The sequence below is a fragment of the Floridaenema aerugineum BLCC-F46 genome, from assembly GCF_041929345.1.
Classification (GTDB): domain Bacteria; phylum Cyanobacteriota; class Cyanobacteriia; order Cyanobacteriales; family Aerosakkonemataceae; genus Floridanema; species Floridanema aerugineum.
In genome coordinates this window covers 1-25,391 of the sequence record NZ_JBHFNQ010000040.1, presented here as the reverse complement: position 1 = coordinate 25,391, position 25,391 = coordinate 1, and the positions used below count along the sequence as shown (strand labels likewise).

Genomic DNA, 25,391 nt, shown 5'->3' with positions numbered 1-25,391 from the left:
GTGAATTTTCCTCCCTTGCTTTTTAACTTTTAATTTTTAACTTAGTAAAAAGCGAATACTTCCTTCTTTTGCCTTTTAAGTTTTAACTTTTTACTTAATTACCGAGCTTTAAATGAGTAATGATATCTCCTGGTGTGGTAACACTGACCCTCTTACATCCAAAAAATTCGGCTCCTCTGGAAAACTGGCGATTTGAAAAAGAATTCATTATTCGCATCGGTCGCTCTCCAGAAAACAATATCGTGTTGAGTGATAGCCGGGTTTCCCGTCACCATCTAGAATTGCGAATGGTGGAAATTTCTGCATCCAAAATTGGCAACAGTTTAATCTCTACCGCTTGGCGGTTGATTAACTTGGGTACCAACGGCACTTTTTTAGATGGCATTTTAGTCTCTCAAGCTTGGCTGAGAAATGGTTCATTAATTCAGTTAGCTCAAGGAGGGCCAAAACTCAAATTCACGATTCAAACGACTACGGCCCAACCTTTGATTGTTACACCCCCAAAGGTAGTTACACTCCCAACAAACAGTTGCACTCATGCGGGAAATTCCCCAAACAACATATTTTGTATTCACTGCGGTCAACCATTGCGTGTTGAACGTAAGATCCGCCAATATCAGGTGTTACAGATTTTGGGACAGGGGGGAATGGGCACTACTTATTTAGCTTGGGTACCCCAAATCCCTGGAAAAAAGGCGGCGGGTGGTGGGTTGTTGGTGCTTAAAGAAATGAATGCGGATATGGCAGAAATCGCCAAGGCCCAAGAATTGTTTGAAAGGGAAGCCAGGACTCTGAAAAATTTGAATCATCCCGGAATTCCCCAATTTTATGAGTTTTTTGTGGAAGCGGGGAAAAAGTATTTGGCAATGGAATTAATTCATGGTCAAGATTTGGAGAAACGAGTTTACAATACTGGGCCTGTTTTACCGAGTCAAGCGATCGACTGGATGATTCAAACCTGTAAAGTGTTGGATTACATCCACGAACAAGACCCACCACTGATTCATCGTGACATTAAACCAGCGAATTTGATGGTGCGTTCGCGAGACAATCAAATCGTAGTCCTCGACTTCGGCGCAGTCAAAGAAATTGGCACGCCTTTGGGGACGCGCATCGGTGCAGAAGGTTTCAGTGCCCCGGAACAAGACCGAGGTCAACCCGTCACTCAATCTGACATTTACGCTGTCGGTGCTACTTTAATTTTTTTGCTGACTGGGGAAAGTCCCCGCAAGTATTATCAACAGCAGGGGCGAATTTACTATTTTTCCTTGGAAAATGTGCCGACGATTACTCCGCGATTGCGGCAGGCGATCGAAAAGGCCACCCAACCGCATCTCAGAGAAAGATATCAGACTGCTCAGGAATTAGCGATCGCCCTTTCCGGTTGTATCTAAAGAAATTTTGGCTGTTCGAGTGAAAAACTAATCTTATTTTTGCCAAAACTTTTACTTATATCAACTGCTCTAAAATTGGCTTGAGATCGATCGCCGCGTCAATCATCTCTAGCCAATCAGAGAAACGATATTACTCGTCGTCCCAAGCTTCCACTTCCAGCAAATCCTTGACCGGATCTTGCATTGTAAAGCCAAAATCCAGCAACTCTTTTTTCCAAAAAGCCCATTCATCACCATAAAGTAGGGCTATTTTCCAAATACTATCAGTAGGCTTGATCGAGTTAGATGCTATGAGAGATCCTACTTTACGTTGCAACTTCACCATTGGGTGAATAACTTGCTGAGTCATACACTCCATTAAAATTGATTTATTTTAGGAAAGATTCTGAACAAGAATCGCTTACCCGTTTTCTTGCTGTACCTGTGCGTTTATTCTTGTGCAATCGGGAAGCGATCTTCTAGAAAATTAGCTTAGCACAGTCAAGTGCTACTAGTCCATTTTAGCTTAAATTTATCTGTAAGTTCCGAACTTAGGCAAAGTCTCTATTTGTAGAGTGCCTTACCCGATTACTCCGGGACTATACCCCTATATTTAGTGTTTCCACATAAGTGTTAAATTTTAATGATTAGAACTACTTATGAAAGCTGGGCTGAACGATCGAACTTAACCGAGATCTTGCACTCAGCTAGGCAGAGCCTCCATACTTCGTTCCATTTGTTGAACCAGGGAACGAGGACACAGGAGGTGGAACCTCCTTTGAGTGTTCTTATCTCAGCTAACCCAAAAATTCATCTCATTCAACCCAAAAGCTCAACTAAGAAGAACTCAACGCCGCTTTTGCCGAAGAATGCAGCGTCAAACCATACTCCAAACCTTCCACCACAGCTTGATAGGAAGCCTCCAAAATATTTGTCGAAACTCCCACTGTCGTCCAACGTTGCAAACCATTACTAGACTCAACCAACACGCGAGTTTTCGCAGCTGTTCCCGTATTCCCATCCAGAATTCTCACCTTGTAATCAGTTAACTCAAAATCAGCGATTACCGGATAAAAATTGGTTAAAGCTTTCCGTAAAGCTGCATCTAGCGCCGCCACAGGCCCACTACCTTCCGCAGCCTCTAAAATATCCTTACCATTCACCGACACCTTAATAGTCGCCAAAGCATAAGGAACACAAATCGAATCAGAATCACAGGGAACAATATCACAATGAACCTGAAAACCTTTGAGTTCGTAAAACTTCTGGCGTTGTCCCAAAGCCTCCCGCATCAGCAACTCAAAACTAGCTTCAGCCGCCTCAAACTGATAACCTTGATTTTCCAGAACCTTCAAGCGTTCCAAAATTTGCCGACAAGCCGGATTTTGCTTATCCAACTCAATCCCAAAAGTCCGGGCTTTAGCCAACACATTACTTAACCCCGCCTGGTCAGAAATCACAATCCGCCGTCGATTTCCCACCTCTTCAGGTTGAATATGTTCATAAGTAGCAGGATTTTTTTCCACTGCACTGACATGAATCCCGCCTTTGTGTGCAAACGCTGACAAACCGACAAAAGGCGCGTGTTCATCAGGGGCTAAATTCGCCAATTCACTAACAAAACGGCTAACTTGAGTGAGTTGTCCGAGATTTTCTGCCGGAATGCAATCAAAACCTAACTTTAACTGTAAATTGGGGATCAAAGAACAAAGATTTGCATTGCCACAACGTTCCCCGTAACCATTCATCGTCCCCTGTACCATTTTCACCCCAGCCAACACCGCAGCCAAAGCATTAGCTACTGCGGTATCAGAATCATTGTGAGTGTGAATGCCCATTTGGGGAAAATCGCCTTTAAGTTCCGGTAAAGCTTCCACCACTTCGCCAATAATGGTGCTAATTTCAGATGGAAGTGTCCCGCCATTAGTGTCACAGAAAACCAGCCATTCCGCACCAGCATCAATAGCCGTTTTCAAAGTCTGCAAAGCGTATTCGGGATTATGCTTATAGCCATCAAACCAGTGTTCGGCATCGTAGATTACTCGTCTTCCTTGGCTGCGGAGATATTCGATCGTATCTCGAATCATCGCCAAATTTTCTTCTAAACTAGTCTTCAGGCTCTCTATAACGTGCAAATCCCACGATTTACCGAAAATCGTCACCCAGTGAGTACCAGCCGCCAAAATCGCTTGTAGCAGCGAATCTTCCGCTGCTGTTGTTCCCGGTCGCCTTGTGGAGCAAAAAGCCGTCACTTCTGCTTTTGTCAGGGGTTGTTCCTGAAGCTTCCAGAAAAATTGTACATCCTTCGGATTAGCACCAGGCCATCCCCCTTCGATAAACGGAACTCCCAACTCATCTAGCTGACGAGCAATTCGCAATTTATCTTCCAAGGACAAACAAAGTCCTTCGCGTTGAGCGCCATCTCGCAGGGTAGTATCGTAAATCCAAATCTGATTAGAAGTATTAGGGCTCATGGATTAAAGAATGAAATGAGAAATATTGGGTTTATGAATTGAAAAAGGTAAAGGGAAAGAGAATTTCCAGCACTTTTACCCCTTCACCTTTGCCCTTTTCTTAGAATCAGAGCAACAAGTTTCCATCAGGGGTAAATTCTTACCTAACAATTAGCCTACATCTGTATCTATGGAAAAGGGTAAGCTCGATCGTGCTCTGTCATGTAAAGAAGTGCAAAAATATTCATAAAGTGTTCAGGGTAATCTCTATGCCAAAAGTAACTGCCCAAGGAAAGACATTTGAATGCGCTCCTGGCGCAAATTTGCGGAAAGTTTTACTGGAAAATGGCATTCCTCTGTACAATGGTCAAGCTGCCATGATCAACTGTCGTGGTATCGGCACTTGTGGCACCTGCGCCGTTAAGGTAGAAGGGGAAGTATCGGAAATAAGCTGGCGAGAAAAAACCCGTCTTGGACTTCCTCCCCATTCTCCCAGTAAAAACTTACGTTTGGCTTGTCAAACTAAAGTTTTAGGAGATGTCCAAGTCACCAAGTTTGACGGTATGTGGGGACAGGCGGATAAAACTGTTTGGACTCCACAAGCATAATTTGGGGACTGGGGACTGGGGACTGGGAAATTTTAGATTTTCGATTTTAGATTTTCGATTTTTCAAGTTGCCTTTGAATCTAAAATCGGCAATTCAAAATCTAAAATTGTTTCTCCTCTGCTCCCCTCCTCCCTTGCCCCCCTGCCCCCCTGCTCCTTTGCATTGTTACATTTAATTCGGTGAGTTTGACACTCTGAAATATAGCGGTTTCCGTTCTACCGTGAGGTTTTAGATGAATAAAGTAAGTGATGTTCTAATTATTGGTGGTGGAATTATTGGTCTTTCTTTAGCCATTGAATTGAAACTTCGCCAAGTCAAAGTAACTGTTTTATCTAAGGATTTTCAGTCAGCAGCAACTCACGCTGCGGCGGGGATGTTAGCACCACAAGCGGAAAAAATTCCTCCTAGTCCCATGTTAGATTTGTGTCTACAAAGTCGGGCAATTTATGCTGATTGGATTCGGAAATTAGAAGAAATTACAGGTTTAGAAACTGGTTATTGGTCTTGTGGAATTTTGGCTCCTGTTTATGAAGTTGAGGAGGAATTTCTCAATTCTCCATTTTGGGTAAATCAGGCAGAAATTCGGCAACTTCAACCTGATCTCAGTTCAGAAGTTGTGGGTGGTTGGTGGTATCCTGATGATGGGCAAGTGGATAATCGCGCTTTAGCTCATGTTTTATGGATGGCGGCGCAACAGTTAGGAATTGAGGTTTTGGAAGGAGTTGCTGTTACCGAATTTGTGCGGGAAAATGAGCGAATTAAATATGTGAAAACTTCTCAAGGTGAGTGGCAAGCTGAACGCTATGTTTTAGCTACTGGTGCTTGGGCACAGGAGTTGTTACCGATAAGTGCTGACGCACTCGCTAGCGCGATCGCAGTTTACCCCAAAAAAGGGCAAATGTTATCAGTGCGCTCTCTTTCTTCCTCTCAACCATTAAACCAAGTTTTATTCGGTGATGAAACTTACATTGTGCCGCGAAAAGATGGCAGAATAGTTATTGGTGCTACTAGTGAAAATGTGGGATTTACTCCTGACAACACTGCCGCAGGTATTCAACAATTACTCAGCGGAGCAACTCGACTTTATCCCCCATTAAAAAACTTGCCGATTTTAGAATTGTGGTGGGGATTTCGTCCAGCAACGCCTGATGAATTACCAATTTTGGGAACTAGTGCCTACGAAAATTTGATCTTGGCAACGGGGCATTATCGGAATGGCATTCTTTTGGCTCCCATTACCGCTTTGTTAATCGCTGATTTGCTGGAAAAACAAAATGCTGATTCGCTTTTGAGTCATTTTCACTATACTAGGTTTGGCGAAAAGTAACTTTACATAAGTTAGGGAATGGTGGGAAAATGTAAACTAAATTCAAATAATTTTCAGGAAAAAATCCCGTGTAACTAACAAATTAAATTAACATTAGAGTTCTCCAACAAAGAATCTCTTTCGGCAGGCAGGATGCCTACCCCACAAGAGTTTTTGGAGATGTCTATTTAAGGTGCTAATTTAGTTACAGTTGGTTCAACTCTTTCGCACAATATTTTTAGTAATTCTGTATCTAGCAATGCAAATTTTAGATAAATCTCCCATAGAAACGATCGCAGATCAACCCCTCACCATCGCCGGAAAAACCTTCAAATCTCGCCTAATGACCGGAACAGGTAAATATCGTAGCATCCCGGAAATGCAGCAAAGCGTAATTGCTAGCGGTTGCGAAATTGTTACCGTCGCCGTCAGACGAGTGCAAACTAACGCCCCCGGACATGAAGGACTAGCAGAAGCCTTGGATTGGTCTAAAATTTGGATGTTACCCAACACCGCAGGCTGTCAAACCGCTGAAGATGCCATTCGGGTAGCGCGGTTAGGGCGAGAAATGGCGAAACTTTTGGGGCAAGAAGACAATAACTTTGTCAAATTGGAAGTTATTCCTGATCCTAAGTATCTTTTACCTGATCCCATTGGCACTTTGCAAGCAGCAGAAAAGTTAGTTAAAGAAGGCTTTGCCGTTCTACCTTATATTAATGCTGACCCATTGTTAGCCAAACACCTGGAAGAAGCTGGTTGTGCTACCGTAATGCCTTTGGGTTCTCCCATTGGTTCCGGTCAGGGGATCAAAAATGCCGCTAATATTCAGATAATTATTGACAATGCCAAAATTCCCGTAGTTGTAGATGCTGGAATTGGTACACCTAGCGAAGCTGCCTCCGCAATGGAAATGGGCGCAGATGCCTTGTTAATTAATACTGCCATTGCCCAAGCCGAAAATTCCGCAGCAATGGCAAAAGCGATGAGTTTAGCAACTATTGCCGGAAGACTAGCGTACTTAGCTGGGCGCATCCCGGTAAAATCTTATGCCAGCGCCAGTTCTCCCGTTACAGGTACTATTAACCCAAGTTGCTAGTTATCCTTTGTACGTAGTTGGGCTTTAGCCCTCATAAAGCCAGGTAAATTAAGAGGGCTAAAGCCCAACTACGTACCTTTATGTCCCCAGACAGGGAATCTTAAGAAAATCTGCGATCGAGCCAAAAAAATGTGCAAAGTATTGTTACAATAAATAATAAGTTTAATAAAGGATTATTGTATGCCCTACACAACCGAAGAAGGCGGACGTTTAAACAATTTTGCAGTTGAACCCAAAGTTTACCAAGCAACACCTCCTACCAAAGCAGAACAGCGTAACTACATTATTATGGGCGCGTTAGCGGTAGTGCTGGTAAGTGCTTTGATTTTCGTTGCCTTCTCGGTTTCGAGTGTAAGCTAACATTCCAGTTGCAAAATTAATTACTAAAAGTAATCATGAGAATAACCAGGTATCTTAGATGATGGCGAAGATACCTGGTTTGAGTGTTTGAGATTAACGTAAAAATCAGGTAGGATCGATCGGAAAGAGAAATTTGATTGAATCGGAGATTAGTGAATTTAATCTACATTATAAAATTTGGATATTAGTGTGTGACTTCTTCCCCTACTTCAGCAGCGCTCAACTTAGAAGAAATTTTCCCATTTCAGCTGGATAAATTCCAGTTAGATGCGATCGCATCTTTAAATGCAGGTCGTTCCGTCGTCGTTTGCGCCCCCACAGGTTCTGGGAAAACATTAATTGGCGAATATGCCATTTATCGCGCCCTCCACACCAACAGGCGAGTATTTTACACCACACCATTAAAAGCCCTTTCCAACCAAAAGTGGCGTGACTTTGGGCAACAGTTCGGTAGTCAGAATGTCGGTTTGTTGACGGGTGACACCTCAATTAACCGGGATGCACCGATTTTAGTCATGACCACCGAGATTTTCCGTAATATGCTTTACGGAACTCCCATTGGAGAAGTTGGGACATCTTTAGTGGGAGTAGAAGCGGTAGTGTTGGATGAATGTCATTACATGAACGATCGCCAACGCGGTACAGTATGGGAAGAATCGATCATTTACTGCCCAAAAGAAATTAAACTAGTAGCACTTTCCGCCACCGTCGCCAACTCCCAACAACTAACAGATTGGATAAGCGAAGTTCATGGGCCTACAGACTTAATTTACTCCGACTTTCGCCCCATTCCTTTAGAATTTTACTTTGGCAATCCCAAAGGCGTATTTCCCCTACTCAGTACAGAAAATAACAAAATAAACCCCCGTCTCAAACCTAAACCCGGACAACAAAGCAGCGGTAAACGTCCCGAAAGTCCAAGTTTACCTTTTATTTTGAATCAACTTCGACAGCGGGAAATGTTACCTGCAATTTACTTTATCTTTAGTCGTCGCGGTTGCGACCAAGCAGTAGCAGAAGTCGGCGAATTGACATTAGTTAACGAAACAGAACAAGAACTATTAAAAACTAGAATTGATGAATTTTTAGCCCGTTATCCTGAAGCAGCAAGAGTTGGGCAAGTTGAACCTTTGTATCGAGGAATTGCTGCTCATCATGCGGGAATTTTACCAACTTGGAAAGGATTTGTCGAAGAACTATTTCAAGAAGGTTTAATTAAAGTGGTATTTGCCACTGAAACTTTAGCAGCTGGAATAAATATGCCAGCAAGAACCACAGTTATTTCCACTCTTTCTAAACGGACTGACAGAGGACATCGATTACTTACTGCTTCCGAATTTCTCCAAATGGCAGGTAGGGCAGGTAGACGGGGAATGGATAAAAGAGGCTATGTTGTCACCTTACAAACACCATTTGAAGGGGCGAAAGAAGCAGCTTATTTAGCAACATCAAAAGCTGATCCTTTGGTAAGTCAATTTACCCCTAGTTACGGCATGGTTTTGAACTTGCTGCAAACTCACACTTTAGAAGAAGCAAAAGAATTAATAGAACGCAGCTTTGGACAGTATTTAGCAACATTGCACTTAGAACCGAATCGGAGAGTGGTGCAAAAGTTGCAAAAAGAAGTTGACCAATTGCAAAATCAAATGCAGCAAGTAAATCCAGATTTAATTGCTAACTATGAGAAATTACAACAAAGATTGAAGGCAGAAAAGCAATTATTAAAAACGTTACAACAACAATCGGTTGATATTTTATCTAGTGATATTGCTGCTGCTTTACCTTTTGCGGTTGCCGGAACTGTTCTCAGTCTTAAAGGTAAGCACGTTCCTGTTTCTACAGCTATCCCGGCAGTTTTAGTTAATAAAAAACCAGGCCCGGGACAAACTCCTTATTTAATTTGTTTGGGTAAAGATAACCGCTGGTATGTGGTAAGTGTTCATGATGTAGTCGGTTTTCATGCTGAATTACCCCGCTTATCTAGGGTAGATAATTTGTCAGGGCTACCACCAGAAATGCAGATAAAATTTGGTAGCGTGCGGACAGGTACAGAAGAAACTGAGGCAATTGCCCGTTCAATTCCTGTATCTCTACCACCAGAAGAAGCGCCAGAAGTTGCGGCGCAACATCAACGAGTTAAGGCGGTGGAAGCACAATTAGAAAATCATCCGATTCTCCAATGGGGAAATCCAGGGACATTAATTAAACGTTATCGACGGTTGATTACTCTGCAAACTGAAATTAATTTATTACAAGAAAAACTCGCTCAAGAATCGCAACGTCATTGGGAAGAATTTTTAGAATTAATTCTGATTTTACAAAGCTTTGGTTGCTTGGATGAATTAACTCCTACTCCGTTAGGACAAGCAGCGGCAGCGATTCGGGGAGATAATGAATTATGGCTGGGATTGGCTTTAATGTCAGGTGAATTGGATGATTTAGGCCCCCATCATTTAGCAGCAGCAGCAGCGGCTTTGGTGACAGAAACACCCCGCCCGGATTCAGAAAGTAGATATATTACTTCTGAGGAAGTTCAGGAAGCTTTGAGTAAATTACGGGGAATTAGAAGGCAACTTTTCCAAGTGCAAAGGCGGCATAATGTGGCTTTACCTGTTTGGTTGGAAGATGAATTAATTGGGTTAGTGGAACAGTGGGCTTTGGGAATAGATTGGGTGCAACTATGCGAAAATACTACTTTGGATGAAGGAGATGTGGTGCGGATGTTACGCCGAACTCTTGATTTTCTCTCGCAAATTCCTCATGTGCCGAATTTGCCGGATTCTATTAAGCGAAATGCTAGTCGGGCTTTGCAATTAATGGATAGGTTTCCGGTTAATGAAATTGTGGGTTAGTGGTGTTGTCTCTCAAATTTTTGGGGAAGTTTGCCCTAAATCTACTAGGAATTACGCATTTGGTGCTAAATATGGTGAGGTGGTGCGTTACACTGGCGTTAACGCACCCTACGGTAAGAGATGGTGGGTTACACTGGCGTTAACGCACCCTACGGTAAGAGGTGGTGCGTTACACTGGCGTTAACGCACCCTACGGAAAGTTTAAATGGTTATAAAGCCGTCTGATATGAATCTTTCATTTGTTGACTTATACGAAACTGATTTTTACGCTTGGACACAAAGACAAGTAGAGTTGTTACGTAAGCGTGACCTAAATAATCTTGATATTGAGAATTTGATTGAGGAAATAGATTCTTTGGGGAAGCAGGAAAAGCGAGAACTAGTAAATCGTTTGGGAGTTATAGTGGGACATTTGTTGAAGTGGGAATATCAACCGAATAGAAGGTCTAGAAGTTGGGTGGCGACAATTCGGGAACAGCGTTACAGAGTTCTCAAATTACTAGAAGAAAATCCTAGTTTAAAACATTATCTGCCAGAAGCGATCGCACAAGCTTATCAATCTGGGTTAGCTTTAGCTGTTAGAGAAACGGAAATGGCTTTTAAAACATTTCCATCTAGCAATTCTTATATTTGGGAACAAATAGAAAACCCTGATTTCTTACCGGGAATTCAACTCGATTCAGATCAAGATTTGCTTAATTAAGGCTGCACAACTATTCCCCCAGTAGTGGTAAATTCTGATTTAGTGTGAGGAGTTAAGTGTGAGGAAAAGTGTTGCCTTCTGGCTTTTGTCTTGCGGCTTCTGTTTTCTACCTTCTGCTGCTTTGGCGGAAGGTGTGACTTTGGGTGTGGTGCGGAGTGGGGATAATGCTACGCAATGGATCGGGATTACTAATCGGTTGAATCAGAGTGGTGTAGCTTATTGTGTGGTGGATTTGCAGAGTGTGCAGCAAGCTACTGATTTGACGGGCACGAAGGTGCTATTTTTGCCGAATGTGGAAAGTTTAACACCACAACAGGCGATCGCACTCACAGAATGGATTAAAAAAGGCGGTCGCTTAATTGTGAGTGGCCCAGCAGGTAATCTTTCTGCGCCAGAAGTGCGGCAAATGTTGCGCGGTGTTTTGGGCGCTTATTGGGCTTTTTCCCTTTCGGAACCTTCGACGCTGAAACCTAGCAAAACAGAGAATCAGCAAAAAGATTTGGAATCTTCGCTTCGGGGCACGGTTCACGGGGGAGTAGTGATTCCCACAACTCTGACTAGTCAAACTGCTGCTACTTGGTCAGTTAAAGATAGTCCTCCAGCTGTGGTAAATACTAACCAGACGACTTTTTTCGGTTGGCGATGGGGTGTGGATGCGGTGGCAAATGTCCAAACGGATTTAGCTTGGCTGAAATCAGCTTTGAGTCGCTACGGAGTTAAATCTACAACAAGTACCTCTGTCCCAACTACCGGAAATTGCGTTGCCCCTAACGCTGTGCCTGTTGCCGTCGCGCCTGTGGTGCAGAGGGACAGGGGTGCAGAGGGGCAGGGGCGCAGGGGTGCAGGGGTGCAGAGGAGCAGAAGAGAGGTGTCGGTTGCGTCTCCGGTAACTCGTCAGATTCCCAATGTGCCATTGCCTGTTCCGAGTCCCCAGTCCCCAATCCCCAATCCTCAATCCCGTAGGACAGGCATCTTGCCTGTCACTCCCAGTCCCCAGTCCCCAGTCCCCAGTCCCCAACGCCCAATGCCTGACCCTACGGAAAGGGTGGCAGCTGCGGGGATTCAGGTTGTGCCTGGAGGGGAGGCGATTTCGCCGTCGGAGGCGATCGCCATGCGTCAAGAGTTAGAGAATTTAATTGGTAGGGTGGAGAGTGCTTTACTAACTGCTAATGCTGCTAATAATTCGGTAAGAATAGCAGAGGGAAAAGTTGGAAATACTCCAACGACGGTTGCTGCTACTACTTTAACTAATAATCAATTATCAGCAGCAAATACGCTGCAACAAGCGCGAGATATTTTGCAATCTTTGCCGGAATTAATTGCTAATAGAGACTACGCTAATGCCCGGAGTCAATGGTTAAAAACCAGGGCTAATTTGTGGAATTTGTACCCGCTCGATGCCAGAGTCGAAAATTCCGAAATTCGGGCAATTTGGTTAGACCGAGGTACTATTATTCAAGCTGGTTCGGAACAGGGTTTAGCTAAGGTTTTTGACCGTTTAGCACAAGCCGGAATTAATACAGTTTTCTTTGAAGTTGTTAATGCTGGTTATCCAATTTATCCGAGTCAAGTTGCACCGGAACAAAACCCTTTAACTAAAGGTTGGGACCCATTAGCGGCGGCGGTAAAATTGGCGCATGAACGGGGGATGGAATTACACGCTTGGGTGTGGACTTTTGCGATCGGAAATCAACGCCACAATACCATTTTAAATCAACCACAAGACTATCTTGGCCCGGTATTAACTGCTAATCCAGGTTGGGCAAATTACGATCGCCAAGGTAACATAATTCCGGTAGGACAATCTAAGCCATTTTTAGATCCGGCAAATCCTGAAGCTAGACGTTATTTACTAAAGTTATTTGAGGAAATTGTTAGCCGTTACAAAGTAGATGGATTGCAATTAGATTACATTCGTTACCCATTCCAAGATCCGCGAAGGGATTTTGTTTATGGTTATGGGGGAGCAGCAAGACAGCAGTTTCAACAATTAACTGGAGTCGATCCAATTAATATTTCTCCTAATAGTCCTCTGTGGCAAAAATGGACTGATTTTCGCACTGAGCAAGTTAATTCTTTTGTGGCAGAAGTTGCCCAAATGTTGCGCCAAAAACGGTCTGATTTAATTTTATCGGTGGCGGTTTTTGGTTATCCAGAAGCGCAAAGAATTCAAATGTTGCAACAACATTGGGAAGTTTGGGCGCGGCGAGGTGATGTTGATTTAATCTTACCAATGGCTTATGCTCAAGATACGAATCGTTTTCAAGAATTGGCGCAACCTTGGTTAGTTAATGATAGCTTGGGTGGAACTTTAGTTTTACCGGGAATTTTACTTTTAAATTTACCTGAATTGAGTGCGATCGACCAAATTCAATTTGTCAGAGATTCCCCCAATGGCGGTTATGCTTTGTTTGCAATGGAGCATTTTAGTAATAGTTTACAGGGAATTTTTAACCGCACGCAAGCAACAGTAAGGCGGGATAATAAAGAACCTTCTCCTTTGCGTCAACCTTTTGCAGCTGCAGCAAATCGATTAACTATTCTTCAGCGAGAATGGAACTTTTTGTTAGGTTCAAATCAATTATTAATGACGCAATCTGAAAGGGAACAATACAACACCCAAAGCGCAGAACTTTTAAAAGTATTCAATCGTTTAGCAGAAAAACCTAATGCGAGTAATTTTGATGCGGCGAAGAAAGCTTTAACACTTTTTCGCTTTCAATTTAGTGGTTGGATGCGATTACATTCGATGAAAAATAACTATCAGGTGCAAACTTGGAATAATCGTTTAGCTAGTTTGGAAAGATTGCTGAATTATGGGGAAAAAATTGTGTTGAAAAGGTCAAATTCTGTTCAACGTTAGTTAAGGCTTTTTTAAACCGCAAAGAGCGCAAAGAACGCGAAGAGAATAGGAAGAAAATGAATAATAAAATAAGTTCTCTCTCCTTCTCTTCTTCTTTCTTTGCGTTCTTTGCGTTCTTTGCGGTTCAAAAAAAAGCCTTGCAACAAACAATTAACCTAATCTTTCTGCTAATTCTAACCATCTTTCGGTAGCAGAATCGATCGCTTCCGTCAACTGAGCCAACTTATCAGTTAACTTTTGTAATTCATTAAAATCACTGGGAGGATTATTGTAGAGAATTTTCTCAACTGCTTCTTTTTGGGCTTCCATTTCAGGAATTTTATTTTCTAGTTCTTCGTATTCCCGCTTTTCGTTAAAAGAGAGTTTACGAGGCTGATTCGATTTGGGATTTTCGGTTTTGGATTTTTGATTCTTAGATTCGGAAACTTCTTTAGGTTTTTTAGTTTCTTTTTCTTCGGTTTCTTTGGCGGCTTTATAATCTAAATAAACCGAATAATTTCCGGGATATTGACGTAAATTTCCTCCAGCTTCAAAGGCAAAAATTACGTCAACAGTGCGATCGAGAAAATAGCGATCGTGCGACACCACAATTACACAACCATTAAAATCTTCCAAATACTCTTCTAAAACCCCTAAAGTTTGCACATCTAAATCATTTGTTGGTTCATCTAAAATCAACACATTTGGCGCACTCATCAACACTTTTAATAAAAACAAGCGCCGTCTTTCCCCACCGGAAAGTTTACTAATTGGCGCATATTGTTGATTCGGTGGAAACAAAAACCTTTCCAACATTTGCGAAGCAGTAATTACGCTTCCGTCGGAAGTTTCTACGAGTTCGGCTATATTTTTCAAGTAATCAATTACCCGTTGATTTTCGTTGATGTTTACATCGTCTGAGTGTTGATCGAAATAACCAATGTGAATCGTTGAACCAATTTCTAAAGTTCCCGAATCTGGTTGCACTTTTCCGGTAATTATATCCATTAACGTGGATTTTCCAGCGCCGTTACTTCCAATAATTCCGATGCGATCTTCGGGATTGAAATTATAGGTAAAATCCTTGATTAAAATGCGATCGCCATAAGCTTTGCAAATTTCTTTTAGTTCAATTACTTTCTTGCCAATGCGTCTTCCAACAGTGGAAATTTCTACTTTTCCTTGGGCTTGTTTGAACTCTTGCGCTTGCATTTCTCGAACGCGATCGATCCGCGCTTTTTGTTTAGTACTGCGTGCTTTTGGCCCTCTTTTTAGCCATTCTAATTCCCGGCGCAAAACTCCCGCGTGTTTGCGTTGACTGCTAATAGCTGATTCTTCAGATTCCGCTTTTTTCTCTAAATAATATGCGTAGTTACCAGAATAAGTGTAAAGGTCTGCGCGATCGATCTCAATAATTCGATTAGTAACTTTATCCAAAAAATAGCGATCGTGCGTAATTAACAACAAAGCACCGCGAAACCGATTCAAATAACTCTGTAACCACTCCACCGAAAGTGCATCTAAATGGTTCGTCGGTTCATCCATTAATAACACATCAGGTTCCGATAAAAGCGCCGTTGCTAAAGCAATTCTTTTCCGATAACCGCCAGATAAATCGCCAATTTTGGCATCAAAATCTTCAATTCCCAACTTACTTAAAATCATTTTCGCATTCGTTTCCAATTCCCACGCACCCACCTCTTCCATGCGTTGCGAAACACTAGACAAACGCGACATTAATTTGTCATGATCTCCTTGTCCGTGAGCTAGTTTATCGGAAATTTCTTCATATTCCCGCACTAACGCCATTTGTTCGCCACTATCAGCAAAAACCTGCTCTAAAACCGTGTGATTTTCATCTAAATCTGGCTGTTGAGGTAGGTAGACAATTTTAGAACCCGAATTAACCCAAATGTCGCCCGCGTCAATTGGTTCTAAACCTGCGATCATTTTCAATAAAGTGGATTTTCCCGAACCGTTAGTGCCAATTAGCCCAACTTTATCACCCTCATCTAAACTAAAACTGGCATCTTTGAGAATTTCTTTAATGCCGAAGTCTTTTTTTAGCGATCGCAATGTAAAAATAGTCATAATTCCCAGCTTGTCTACCAATCATCTAGTGTAACGCTCTCTTAGTCTGATGTGTGTCTATGGATTTTTTTAACCGCTCCAGACGCAGAGGACACAGAGAGAAGAGAAGGAGAAGTTTAGAATATTATATATAAATATATAGCCAGTCTAAATGAGTCATGAAAGAAGTAAAAGGGTAATCTGGTAAAATAAGAACAGCTTGTAACCGAGAACTAGAAATGACGACCTGAAGAACATTTAGAACTGTGAAATTACTGAAACCAACAAAAATTTGCTACCAATTATTTACTGACAAATCTCCTAATCATGAATTGAACCATCAGGCATAGTAGCACCTTCCAAAAGGATGGGGCAGGATAGCCCGCCTTGGTTTTCACTTTTTCATAAACTAGGTTTGAAAAGGTTTATACTGACACTGGGTACTTCGGAACTGGGATAAATACATTGATAATACAAATCAGATTTTAGCCCTGCTTCTGCCGCTGCCAATATAAATTTATTTAATTCAATTGGATACTGATCCGAGTAGCCATGAGTAGCACTAGTCGATATATCTAAAGTATCACCAATTCTGGAAGAAACTGTTGTCGGATTGAGCGTATGTAATTCTAGAACTAAAAGCCCAAAATGCCCTATGTAAGGAAACCAACGACAGAAATGTTCTTTGAGATTGAAATACAACTGCTGTTCATTTAATAACTGTCCTTCGTAAACAAATGCTCCCGTAGTTGATACTTTATTGATGCTAGATTTGCATTTAGGTGGTATGTATGGACGGTTGTGATCGATAAACGAACGAACGTTAAGCAAATCAAGTAGATTAATACCCCAGTCATTCCAAAGCTTTTTGGCAAATCCATCTGGATCGTTAATGTCACCAAATAAGACAATATGTGGAATTTCAGCAGCTGTTAACCTGGCGTGTGCTGCTTGACGTGCTATTTCGTTATAGTCAGCGCAAACAACCCATAATGGTTGATCATTTAAGGTCTTTCCCCGCTCAGTGGAGTTTTTAATAGCTTGGTATAAGTATTCAATTAGTGCTCCATCCCCACATCCCATATCTGCAATACCAAGTGGTGGATTTGGCTGATTAAAAATTTCAATTACGATATCCCTTAGTTTACGGAAGTAAGTTTGGTGTGCTTTCCTACTACCCCAGAGATTGATATAACGATTGATATGTGTTTCCTGCCCACTAGAGCTTCTTTGCCTCAGCTTGTGCCAGTCACCATATAGCAATTTATGTAAACTTACAAAAGTTGGTAGATATGAAACAGCAACTCCGTAAACATGAGCACGTGAAACAGCATAAGCTCCTTTGAGTGTTAATTGTACTTCCTCACATTTACTTCTTTGTAGCCATTCCTGCATCTCAAGTAGTTGAAGTACTGATTGAATCCATTGTTGATTACCCGGCAATGTTCCTAAATGTACCCGATTATCATACTGATTAAATTGATCGAAAGCCCCAGCCATCGATAGCGCAACTATACAAGGCGCAATTAACATACCATTAAGATGGTGGAACACTAAGCTATATAATGACTCACTGCCGATAGTTTTTGGATTCGGCAATTCCCAGTTGCATCTAGCATCATTAACTAACTTTTCAAATTCATTAATTAATAAAGATGCTCTATAAGATGCTTCCCCAAAAACACAACTTTCAATTTCAGTTGCCATTTGCAACCAACGCATTGGTTTACCATAGATATAACTTAACTCGGTAGCAAGTTTTCCCTCTTCAGTAAGGCTATAAGTAACTTGTGCCTCTTTAGTTTGACAAATCATCCAGCCCTGACAGGCAAGTAGATGCAATGCAACGTTTAAATAACCTGGGTTAGCATCAACTTCCTGGGAAAGCTCTTCTAGGCTTAGAGGGGAACCTAAGTGAAATTTTTGTAAAACGTTGCGTTCATTTAAGGCACTTAGAGTTGTTCCTAATCCAAGACCATCTAAATGCAAAAACATTTGTTGCCGAATGAGTTTTTTCTGCTGCTTATCAAGATCGATAAGGTTATCAATCATCATTGCTTACCTAAAAAAATGCTTTTTTATAGTTTGACTGGAGATCCAGAATCAACAGTTATAGAACATATTTATAAAAGCACTATATCAATGTTTTTAAGTAATTATGATTAAGTTTTATTAAGTAAATAATATTTTTAACCACAGTCTCAGGAGAGTCATTGGTCGTTTGAAGCCTCAAATCCGCATTTTTCTGGATAAAACTAACTATAGGGATCATTATAAGGTAAACTAGTGCAGATATTACGGAACAGCAGAAATTAATCGAATTAGGGTCAAATGAGAATTCAGACGCTCAGAAAAGAGAACTTACAACAGATTTTGGAATTGCAGCAACTAGTTGTTGCTAATTTGGTAGACACCGAGTTATTTTACCAAGATACACCAGACTACATAGAAGATTTGCTTGTAACAAAAGGCGTTATTTTGGGAGCATTTGATGACAACAATCTTGTGGGATACAGGGGAATCAAATTCTGCTTGAATGCGAAGGAGAATTTGGGCAAAGAGATCGATATCGTCGAAAGTGAGCTAGATCTTGTTGCTCATTTTGATGCCCTGGTTGTTCACCCAAACTACCGAAGACAGGGAATAGCCCATCGATTAAATATAGAGGCTCTGGATCTCATCAAACAGAGGAACAAGAAGCATCTATTTGTGAAAGTATCACCGAAAAACACTGCCAGCTTAGCCATGCTTGCGAAATTGGGCATGGAAATCAAGAAAAAAATTTATCCTTACGAGAAGAACTGGGAAAGATACTTGCTATATAAAAATCTTGAAATCCCATAGAATTCTACAGTTTTTCTAATTTTTCAATTCTGGTAACTAATGAAGATAAATCTAAATCTTGACCAACCATTTTAGCTGTTCTCCAAGCGGTTATAAACATTTTCTCTAACCTGAAGAACATTTCAGAACTGTGAAATTACTGAAACAACGCAAAAATTGCTACCAATTATTTACTGACAAATCTCCTAATCATGAATTGAACCATCAGGCATAGTAGCACCTGCCAATTCTACACCCATTAAATTAGCACTACTCAATTCTGCCCTTGCCAAATTTGCCTTTCTTAAATTCGCACCATAAAAGTCAGCCCTTGCCAAATAAGCATCAATTAATTCAGCTTCAGATAAGTTAGCTTCCCGCAAATCTACCCGACTTAAATCTACTTTAATTAATCTCGCACGACTCAAATTTGCCCGACTCAATTTCGCCTTACTCATCTTGGCATCCGTCAACAAAGAATCGCGTAAGTCTGCATTTGTCAAATCCGCATCAGCTAAATTTGCCCGTTCTAATTTCATATTTCGCATATAAGCATCAGCTAAATTAGCCCCACTCAAATTAGCATCACTCAGATAAGCATTCCCCAATTTTGCCTCAGCTAAATTAGCACCACTTAAATCTGCTTCTCTTAAAGTTGCTTCGGTTAAATTAGCACCACTCAAATCTACTTTCGCTAAATTTGCGCCCGTTAAATTAGCTCCCCTTAAATCAGCTTTGTGTAAATTTGCGCCGATTAAATTCGCCGTATAAATTCTTTTTTCTTCCCGGAAATTTGCCCCTCGCAAGCAAGCACCTGTGAGATTAGCACCACTTAAATTAGTTCCCCGCAAATCTGCATCCATTAAATTAGCATCTAAAAGATTGGCTAAAGTAATATCTGCACTGCGTAAATCAGCACCTTGTAAACTAGCGCCGTGTAAATCAGCATTATGTAAATTCGCAGCAGTTAAATTTGCCTGATTTAAGTTCGCTCCATCAAGTTTAGCGCGAATCAAATTTGCTTTTCTTAAATGCGCCCGACTTAAATAAGCAAAAATTAAATTAGCGCCATTTAAATCTGCACCCGTGAGAGTTATGCCAATCAAATCTGCATTGAAAAGATTGACACCTCGCAAATTAATTCCGACAAAGTTGGTTTCACCTGCGGCATAACGTTTTAAAAGTTCTTTAGGGTTCATAATTGGTGTAATCGTGAATATAAATTTTCTCAAGTTTTAAGATGGGCGAATTTGACAAGTTTCTTCACCATCATCTTTTTCATCTTTCGCACCTGTAATGTCGCCATCAAAATTCATCACAAAGTTCTCTGGTTGATATTGATTTGATTCCCGGTTAGCATAGTACCGTTTCATTGCTTGATAAACTGCCCCGGCTGCTTGTGTATATTCATCTGTTGGTTTTAAATTTTTCCCTACTGTTTGCAGGTGATATTCCAAGTCTTTTAAAGTTTTACATCTGTCAAATAATTTGTGCATTAAATGGTCTAATTCTTTGTTTTTTAAGCTCAACCAGTCTTGGGAACTAAAGTCAAAGATATGATAAACGATCGAATACGCCAGAATCTTTGCTCGGAGTGGATTAGTATATTTCATGATTTCCACTCGCAACTCAAAAGGATCATAACTGATTGGCGGTTCATCCCAGCCCAAATTAGGCTTATATTCTACAGATTGTGGCACCGGATTGCTTTTTACAACTTGTTGCGTCGCTTCCTCTGAATCTGGATAAAGCCTCGTCATCTCTTCGGCGATCGCATCAGCTACTAAAGCATATTCCATTGGTTTATTCAAGGTTTTGACAACTTTATCTAAAGAAAAATTCAAATAATCTAAAGTAGGGTTTGCTATTTGCAATTCTTGGATTAATTCTTTTAACTTTATGCTATTTAACTTATTGGCATCATTTTCCCACTTATTTTTACAAATCGCATAAATTAGTTTTCTGATACGTAAAGAACTCTGATGTTCTTCTAAATTTTTTACGACTTCATCAAGCAAGGATAAAGCTTTCATTATTGCTACCACACTCAACTATTGAGATGAGAAAGTCTTGAGTCTATTTTATTACGATCGAACCTTCCTAGAGCTTGTAGCGATGTTGTATTCCCCCAACAAAATCTAGCAATCTCCAGTAAAGCTAGTAGATCAGAACTTATTCTAGAGTACCCCACAGAGTAACCAAACTATCTCATCTTGACAAAGATTTAACCAATGAGGTCGGGAAATTGAAGAAAAATTTATAATTTGCCATCTCGCTTCGGATATATTTAGATCCACCTTTGGGTATACTTAGCAAAACGGTAAATTGTTAACGAACAAGCTGTACGTTTAGTAATTAAAAGGTGTTGTCAGCATGAATTATTTACAGTTAGAAGAAGAAATTTCTAAGTTGACTACGGCGTTGATGACTCGCCATCGAGAGATTATTTCCGACTTGATAGTGAGTCTGAAAGCACAACTCAGTCTAGAAGAGGTAGCTGGGATAGTGTTGGTGAGTTTGGAACGTTTGTTATGGTTTGATATAGATTTATTTTTCTGGTGTCTCGAAAATTTAATTCCAAAGGAGATTAAAAACGAAATTAAAAGAATAATCGCAGTAACTAACTATAAACAGTTGATTGCTAAGGGTTTAATTCCCGGACAAGATTTTAGTATGGATGGAGACGGCAAACTGTTACAAAATCCCTGTCGCCGTACTCATTAAGCTGTCCAGTATCTAAATTTACTAATTTGCTCAGGAGAGGAGAGCATGACAGTGTTTTTCTCCTCTTGTCAAATTATGCCCAAATAAATATGGCAGATCTAAATTCATCTTAGCTGATTGCGGTTAGCGATCGCACTCAGACTTTGGGCCCAAATTTGTTTTGCTTATGGGAGTTATTACGAATACTAAGCAAACTCAGCCAATAGATAGAGTATAAATCACTATAAATCAGTAGATAAAAAGACCACAATTGAGGGAATATTAGAAATAGCATAATGTTCAGGAGGCCAATTATGGCACCATACATTTCCTTCTCTTCCGCACTGCAAACATTTGCACTGACTTATCTAGTTTCCGTTGTACTGGTACTGGCCCTCTCTTATATCGGTTGGGTAATAATTGAAATTATGGAAGAATCCCACGAAATTTAATCATTTAAACTTGCTCCTCACTGGGAAAGGCTCCCAGGCAGAAATTAGAAGGCAGAAGGTAGGAAAACTTGTAAAGAAGTTGAGTTTTGAGCCTTTGTTAACCGGATACTTATTTCCGCCATGTTGGGTTAGGAAAATTTAACTTTAATAAGAAACAACTTCTCGATAATTTTTTTGTGGTTCTCCCAACAATACGAAAGAACAATGAAGTTGTTGCACTATTTCGGTAGTAATATTGCTCATTGCCAATCCTCCAGCAGTGCGTTGCCGTTCCGATCGTAAAACTACTAAATCCGAAAGTTGAGACGCAATCAGTACTGCTTTCACTATATCATCATTAGCAACGACTTTAATATCAGTATTAATGTCAGGCATCCATTTTTCAGCTAACAAATTCATCTGAGAAGTTGTCCAAGCAATTTTAGTATCAGAAGTGCGGCGATCGCAAACATTTAACAAAGTTATCTGTGCCTGATTCGCATCAGCTAAAATTTTGGCAAATCTGATCAACCTAACAGCTTGATTAGTAAAATTTTCCATTGGCACCAAAATGCGCCCAATCTTACTAGGTGAATCCAGCAAACGGGTAATCGCCACCGGACAATGAGATGCCCACAAAACCCCATCAATCACATTACCAAATAATCTTGCCCGAAAACTAGCGCGATTACTCCAACCCATGACAATTAAATTAGCATTGTTTTCCCGACTAGCACGACTAATTCCTTGAGGAACAGCATCATCAATTCGTAATATTGGTTCCGCTTCCACGCCTAATTCTCGACTCATTTCCATTGCTCGGTTAAGTAATATTTGATTACGTTTAAGAGCTTGATCCAACTCAGAAGCATCCATTTGAGCGTGAGCTTGAGGAATAGCTAATGGCAAAATTCTTCCTCCTTCATGCTTTGCCAAGATTGCCGCTATTTCAATCAAAAACCTTTCCGTTTGCGGATTTCTTACTGGCACTACAATAGTAAAACGAGAGCTAAGTTTATTATCTATTGTTATTTCTGATTCTATTTCTGATTTGGGTTTCACAGGCTCGACTAGAGTCTCTTGTACACGCAAACCAGTCGCAACTTTACTAGTAATTAGTGGCCCTAAAGTAGCGGTTACTAACATTAAAACTAAAACACTATTCAATACACCTTCACTCAGTATTCCGGCTCGATAACCTACTAATGTGGCTGCTAAAGTTGCCGCTACTTGAGGCATGGATAACGACCACATAGTTAACATTTCTTGCTTGTTGTAGCGATAGATTAATGAAGCAAAGAAAGCAGCTAAAAACTTACTTGTAATTAATCCGAAAACAATTGCTAATGTTAACCAAATTGATGACAGACTTTTCAGAAAGCCAGGAATATCAATTAGTAATCCCATATCTACGAAGAAAACAGGAATAAATAGGACACTACCAACAAATATTACCTTTTCTTTGACAGGGCCTTCTCCGATCGCATCATTCACCGCCAAACCTGCCAAAAAAGCCCCAACAATTTTTTCTACCCCAATTAATTCTGCCCCCAAAGCAGCAAGAAAAACTGCTAACAACACAAATAAAAATTGATTTCCTTGATCGTCACCTGTACGCCGGAAAAATTGCCTTCCTGCCCAATCAAAACCAAATAGGACGATCGCAGAATAAGCAATTAACATTCCCAACAAAGTGAATAAACTAGTTAAAGAAAATTCACCTTTATGAATAGCAATACAAACCGCTAATACTAACAAAGCACCAATATCAGTAAAAATTGTCGCCCCAATTGTCACTGTAACCGCTTCATTTCCCACTACCCCAAGACGACTCACAATTGGATAAGCCAAAAGTGTATGAGAAGCAAACAAAGAACCAATTAAAATTGAAGCATTCCAATCAAAACCAAAAACCCGCCCCACAGTTGTTCCGAAAATTAACGGCACAATAAAAGTAAAAGTGCCAAAACCTGCGGAACGATATTTAGTTTTGCGAAACTGTTCCATATCAACTTCTAAACCCGCAACAAACATCAGGTAAACTAACCCAATGTCTGAGAGTAATTCCATTGTTGGTTGTTTAGTATCCAATATTTTTAAAGCATTTGGGCCAAGGATAACACCTGCTGCTAGTAAACCAACTAATCCCGGCAATCGTAATCTTTCAAATAAGGGAGGTACAGTGAGAATTACCGCTAGCAGAATCGCAAACGGCACAATTGGCTGCTGAACTACGTGCAAAAGTGATTCCATAATATGGCAGAGTAGATAAAGGGGCTGCGTCAACTAATAAACAAAATTAATATTGCTCTGGTTCTTAGTTTAGATTTGTTGAGTTTAGGATTATGGGTAACGGTTAAAAACTTATACCAGATTAATTTAACCTGATAAAAAATACTGAGTCTACTAGTCTACAGATAGATTTAATATTTACGTCTTTCCGGTAAAAAAAATTTAACTAATAGATTTTTATCTCAATTTTAATTGTTGTTATAGTTACAATTTTCCTAATTAAACAGAGACAGATAATTTACTACAAATGGATTTGACTTAAAATAACTCTTAAGCGATCGTAATCATCCCTAAGTAAAGTACTTAAATAACGACCAGCTTTTACCAACCAAGTGCGATCGCCCTTTCTTAACTGATAAATTTGTCGAATCGCCGCCGCACAAAGAGCATCCACAGGCGCTTGTGGCACTTGTAAAAGCATTCGCAAAAAATCTAACTCTTCACTAAATACGATGATTTCTTCAGGTTCGCAGAAATAAACAGCTTGGTGAATTTGGGGAGGACGAGGTGGGATATGTTGATAAAAAGTTTGTTGTTTTCCCGGAGTTTTATAACCCACAATAGCGGCGCTAAACTCAGTTTTTAGCATCGCAAAAATTTGCGGTTGTTCTTCCCGTAACTCCGCCAAAGACATTCCCAAAGCACGGGCACGATGTACAGAATCAATAGGTAAAGTAGTGGCATGGTAGACTACAGCATAAATCAAATTATCTGATTCTTCATCGAGCGATCGCACCCAACTACCAAAAGGAGGCATTGCCGGAAAACTCAAAGTTTCTGGTTCCAAACATTGAGCCAAAAACTCCGAAGTTGAGGTTACGATCACCTCAGCAAAATGATTTGGGTGGCGAGTCCCACCAGAAAATTGTGGTAAAGGAAGACGCATAATTTTAGCTAATTGGTAATTGGTAATTGCTACTTAGTAATAGGCAATTTCATTATTTATTAAATCAAATTACTCTTTATAATATTAAGGCCGGTAGTAGATAGTAGATAATAGTAATTCCACTACCCACTACCAATTACTTACTTGCCCTTTTTCTTACCAGCAGTTGTATCTACCAACTCCAATTCTGAAAGGCGGAAAGTGATTAACTTATCCCAATTACCACCCTCGAACAACACAGCTGCCTTACCATCAGTAACTCGTTGCACTAATCCTTGAAAACCATAATAAGTATCATTGACATTCTTAACACGCACAGCCGATCCGGGCAAAAACATGATCCTCTCCTCAGTGATTGCTTCATTATTAGCTTATTATCAATCCTTGACACTCCTGGGCCTAAAGGCACGAGGATTCTTCAATCATAGACTCAGCTTGCTCTGACAGGATTGCTCCAATCAAAGTAGAGGCCAAATCTCCTGAAGCGTTCGGATCTTTGATCCAAGTTCCGGTATGCCCTACCGTACTCAAGGCTGCTTTTAGAATCATCAGTGCCGCATTCCAATCCCTATCCAATATGAACCCACATTTAC

Annotated in this window: 19 protein-coding genes and 2 pseudogenes; 11 read left to right on the top strand and 10 right to left on the bottom strand. The window is 40.6% G+C overall.

All coding sequences use genetic code 11. The features are described from left to right. The first annotated feature begins 134 nt into the window (after positions 1 to 134). Positions 135 to 1,394 carry a protein kinase domain-containing protein gene (locus ACE1CC_RS04430; protein WP_459563798.1) on the top strand — a complete coding sequence of 420 codons (1,260 nt, stop codon included), beginning with the start codon at positions 135 to 137 and terminating at the stop codon, positions 1,392 to 1,394. A gap of 130 nt (positions 1,395 to 1,524) precedes the next feature. Here the strand turns inward: ACE1CC_RS04430 and ACE1CC_RS04425 are convergent, their stop codons facing one another. Together ACE1CC_RS04425 and cimA are read right to left on the bottom strand one after the other, a co-directional pair. After that, positions 1,525 to 1,743, bottom strand: a complete 219-nt coding sequence (locus ACE1CC_RS04425; protein WP_413269260.1) for a DUF4327 family protein — start codon at positions 1,741 to 1,743, stop codon at positions 1,525 to 1,527. Between the two features lie 466 nt (positions 1,744 to 2,209). Then, positions 2,210 to 3,847 carry a citramalate synthase gene (cimA, locus tag ACE1CC_RS04420; protein ID WP_413269259.1) on the bottom strand — a complete coding sequence of 546 codons (1,638 nt, stop codon included), beginning with the start codon at positions 3,845 to 3,847 and terminating at the stop codon, positions 2,210 to 2,212. Positions 3,848 to 4,095: 248 nt separating this feature from the next. On the opposite strand from cimA, the gene ACE1CC_RS04415 reads away from it, so the two are divergent. The 8 genes and pseudogenes from ACE1CC_RS04415 (at position 4,096) to ACE1CC_RS04380 (ending at position 13,614) form a co-directional block, all read left to right on the top strand. Continuing rightward, entirely contained in the window at positions 4,096 to 4,434 is a 339-nt protein-coding gene (locus ACE1CC_RS04415; RefSeq protein WP_413269258.1) for a 2Fe-2S iron-sulfur cluster-binding protein, read from the top strand. Between the two features lie 232 nt (positions 4,435 to 4,666). Next, a pseudogene (gene thiO / locus ACE1CC_RS04410) lies at positions 4,667 to 5,746 on the top strand (glycine oxidase ThiO); the annotation flags it as partial. Between the two features lie 253 nt (positions 5,747 to 5,999). After that, positions 6,000 to 6,836 (top strand): thiazole synthase, encoded by an 837-nt coding sequence (locus ACE1CC_RS04405; RefSeq protein WP_413269256.1) that lies wholly within the window; start codon positions 6,000 to 6,002, stop codon positions 6,834 to 6,836. Positions 6,837 to 7,016: 180 nt separating this feature from the next. Beyond that, a complete protein-coding gene (gene psb34, locus ACE1CC_RS04400) occupies positions 7,017 to 7,196 on the top strand; it encodes a photosystem II assembly protein Psb34 (RefSeq protein WP_413269255.1) in 180 nt (59 codons plus the stop codon). Positions 7,197 to 7,387: 191 nt separating this feature from the next. Next, positions 7,388 to 10,048, top strand: coding sequence for a DEAD/DEAH box helicase (locus ACE1CC_RS04395; RefSeq protein WP_413269254.1), 2,661 nt, complete (start codon positions 7,388 to 7,390; stop codon positions 10,046 to 10,048). Then, entirely contained in the window at positions 10,032 to 10,232 is a 201-nt protein-coding gene (locus ACE1CC_RS04390) for a hypothetical protein (protein ID WP_413269253.1), read from the top strand. Before ACE1CC_RS04395 ends, ACE1CC_RS04390 begins: the two co-directional genes overlap by 17 nt. 21 nt (positions 10,233 to 10,253) lie before the next feature. Further along, positions 10,254 to 10,751: a DUF29 domain-containing protein gene (locus ACE1CC_RS04385; protein WP_413269252.1), complete on the top strand. Its 498-nt coding sequence runs from the start codon at positions 10,254 to 10,256 to the stop codon at positions 10,749 to 10,751. Positions 10,752 to 10,809: 58 nt separating this feature from the next. Continuing rightward, complete coding sequence (locus ACE1CC_RS04380) at positions 10,810 to 13,614, top strand: glycoside hydrolase family 10 protein (protein WP_413269251.1); 2,805 nt, start codon at positions 10,810 to 10,812, stop codon at positions 13,612 to 13,614. A 150-nt stretch (positions 13,615 to 13,764) separates the two neighbouring features. Here the strand turns inward: ACE1CC_RS04380 and ACE1CC_RS04375 are convergent, their stop codons facing one another. Further along, a complete protein-coding gene (locus ACE1CC_RS04375) occupies positions 13,765 to 15,684 on the bottom strand; it encodes an ABC-F family ATP-binding cassette domain-containing protein (RefSeq protein WP_413269250.1) in 1,920 nt (639 codons plus the stop codon). A gap of 381 nt (positions 15,685 to 16,065) precedes the next feature. After that, positions 16,066 to 17,718 (bottom strand): AprA-related methyltransferase, encoded by a 1,653-nt coding sequence (locus ACE1CC_RS04370; protein ID WP_413269249.1) that lies wholly within the window; start codon positions 17,716 to 17,718, stop codon positions 16,066 to 16,068. A gap of 276 nt (positions 17,719 to 17,994) precedes the next feature. Between ACE1CC_RS04370 and ACE1CC_RS04365 the strand changes: the two genes are divergently transcribed. After that, positions 17,995 to 18,507 carry a GNAT family N-acetyltransferase gene (locus ACE1CC_RS04365; RefSeq protein WP_413269248.1) on the top strand — a complete coding sequence of 171 codons (513 nt, stop codon included), beginning with the start codon at positions 17,995 to 17,997 and terminating at the stop codon, positions 18,505 to 18,507. Between the two features lie 185 nt (positions 18,508 to 18,692). On the opposite strand, the gene ACE1CC_RS04360 is transcribed toward ACE1CC_RS04365, so the two are convergent. Next, positions 18,693 to 19,685, bottom strand: a complete 993-nt coding sequence (locus ACE1CC_RS04360) for a pentapeptide repeat-containing protein (RefSeq protein ID WP_413269247.1) — start codon at positions 19,683 to 19,685, stop codon at positions 18,693 to 18,695. Positions 19,686 to 19,721: 36 nt separating this feature from the next. Beyond that, positions 19,722 to 20,519 (bottom strand): hypothetical protein, encoded by a 798-nt coding sequence (locus ACE1CC_RS04355; protein ID WP_413269246.1) that lies wholly within the window; start codon positions 20,517 to 20,519, stop codon positions 19,722 to 19,724. A gap of 340 nt (positions 20,520 to 20,859) precedes the next feature. Between ACE1CC_RS04355 and ACE1CC_RS04350 the strand changes: the two genes are divergently transcribed. Further along, positions 20,860 to 21,210, top strand: a complete 351-nt coding sequence (locus tag ACE1CC_RS04350; protein WP_413269245.1) for a hypothetical protein — start codon at positions 20,860 to 20,862, stop codon at positions 21,208 to 21,210. A 575-nt stretch (positions 21,211 to 21,785) separates the two neighbouring features. Here the strand turns inward: ACE1CC_RS04350 and ACE1CC_RS04345 are convergent. From ACE1CC_RS04345 to ACE1CC_RS04330, 4 genes and pseudogenes are all read right to left on the bottom strand, one after another. Next, positions 21,786 to 23,873 carry a cation:proton antiporter domain-containing protein gene (locus ACE1CC_RS04345; protein ID WP_413269244.1) on the bottom strand — a complete coding sequence of 696 codons (2,088 nt, stop codon included), beginning with the start codon at positions 23,871 to 23,873 and terminating at the stop codon, positions 21,786 to 21,788. A 280-nt stretch (positions 23,874 to 24,153) separates the two neighbouring features. Next, positions 24,154 to 24,798, bottom strand: coding sequence for a hypothetical protein (locus tag ACE1CC_RS04340; RefSeq protein WP_413269243.1), 645 nt, complete (start codon positions 24,796 to 24,798; stop codon positions 24,154 to 24,156). A gap of 140 nt (positions 24,799 to 24,938) precedes the next feature. After that, positions 24,939 to 25,136 carry an NAD(P)H dehydrogenase subunit NdhS gene (locus tag ACE1CC_RS04335; RefSeq protein WP_413269242.1) on the bottom strand — a complete coding sequence of 66 codons (198 nt, stop codon included), beginning with the start codon at positions 25,134 to 25,136 and terminating at the stop codon, positions 24,939 to 24,941. A gap of 61 nt (positions 25,137 to 25,197) precedes the next feature. Continuing rightward, positions 25,198 to 25,391: pseudogene (locus ACE1CC_RS04330) on the bottom strand (RNA-guided endonuclease TnpB family protein); the annotation flags it as partial.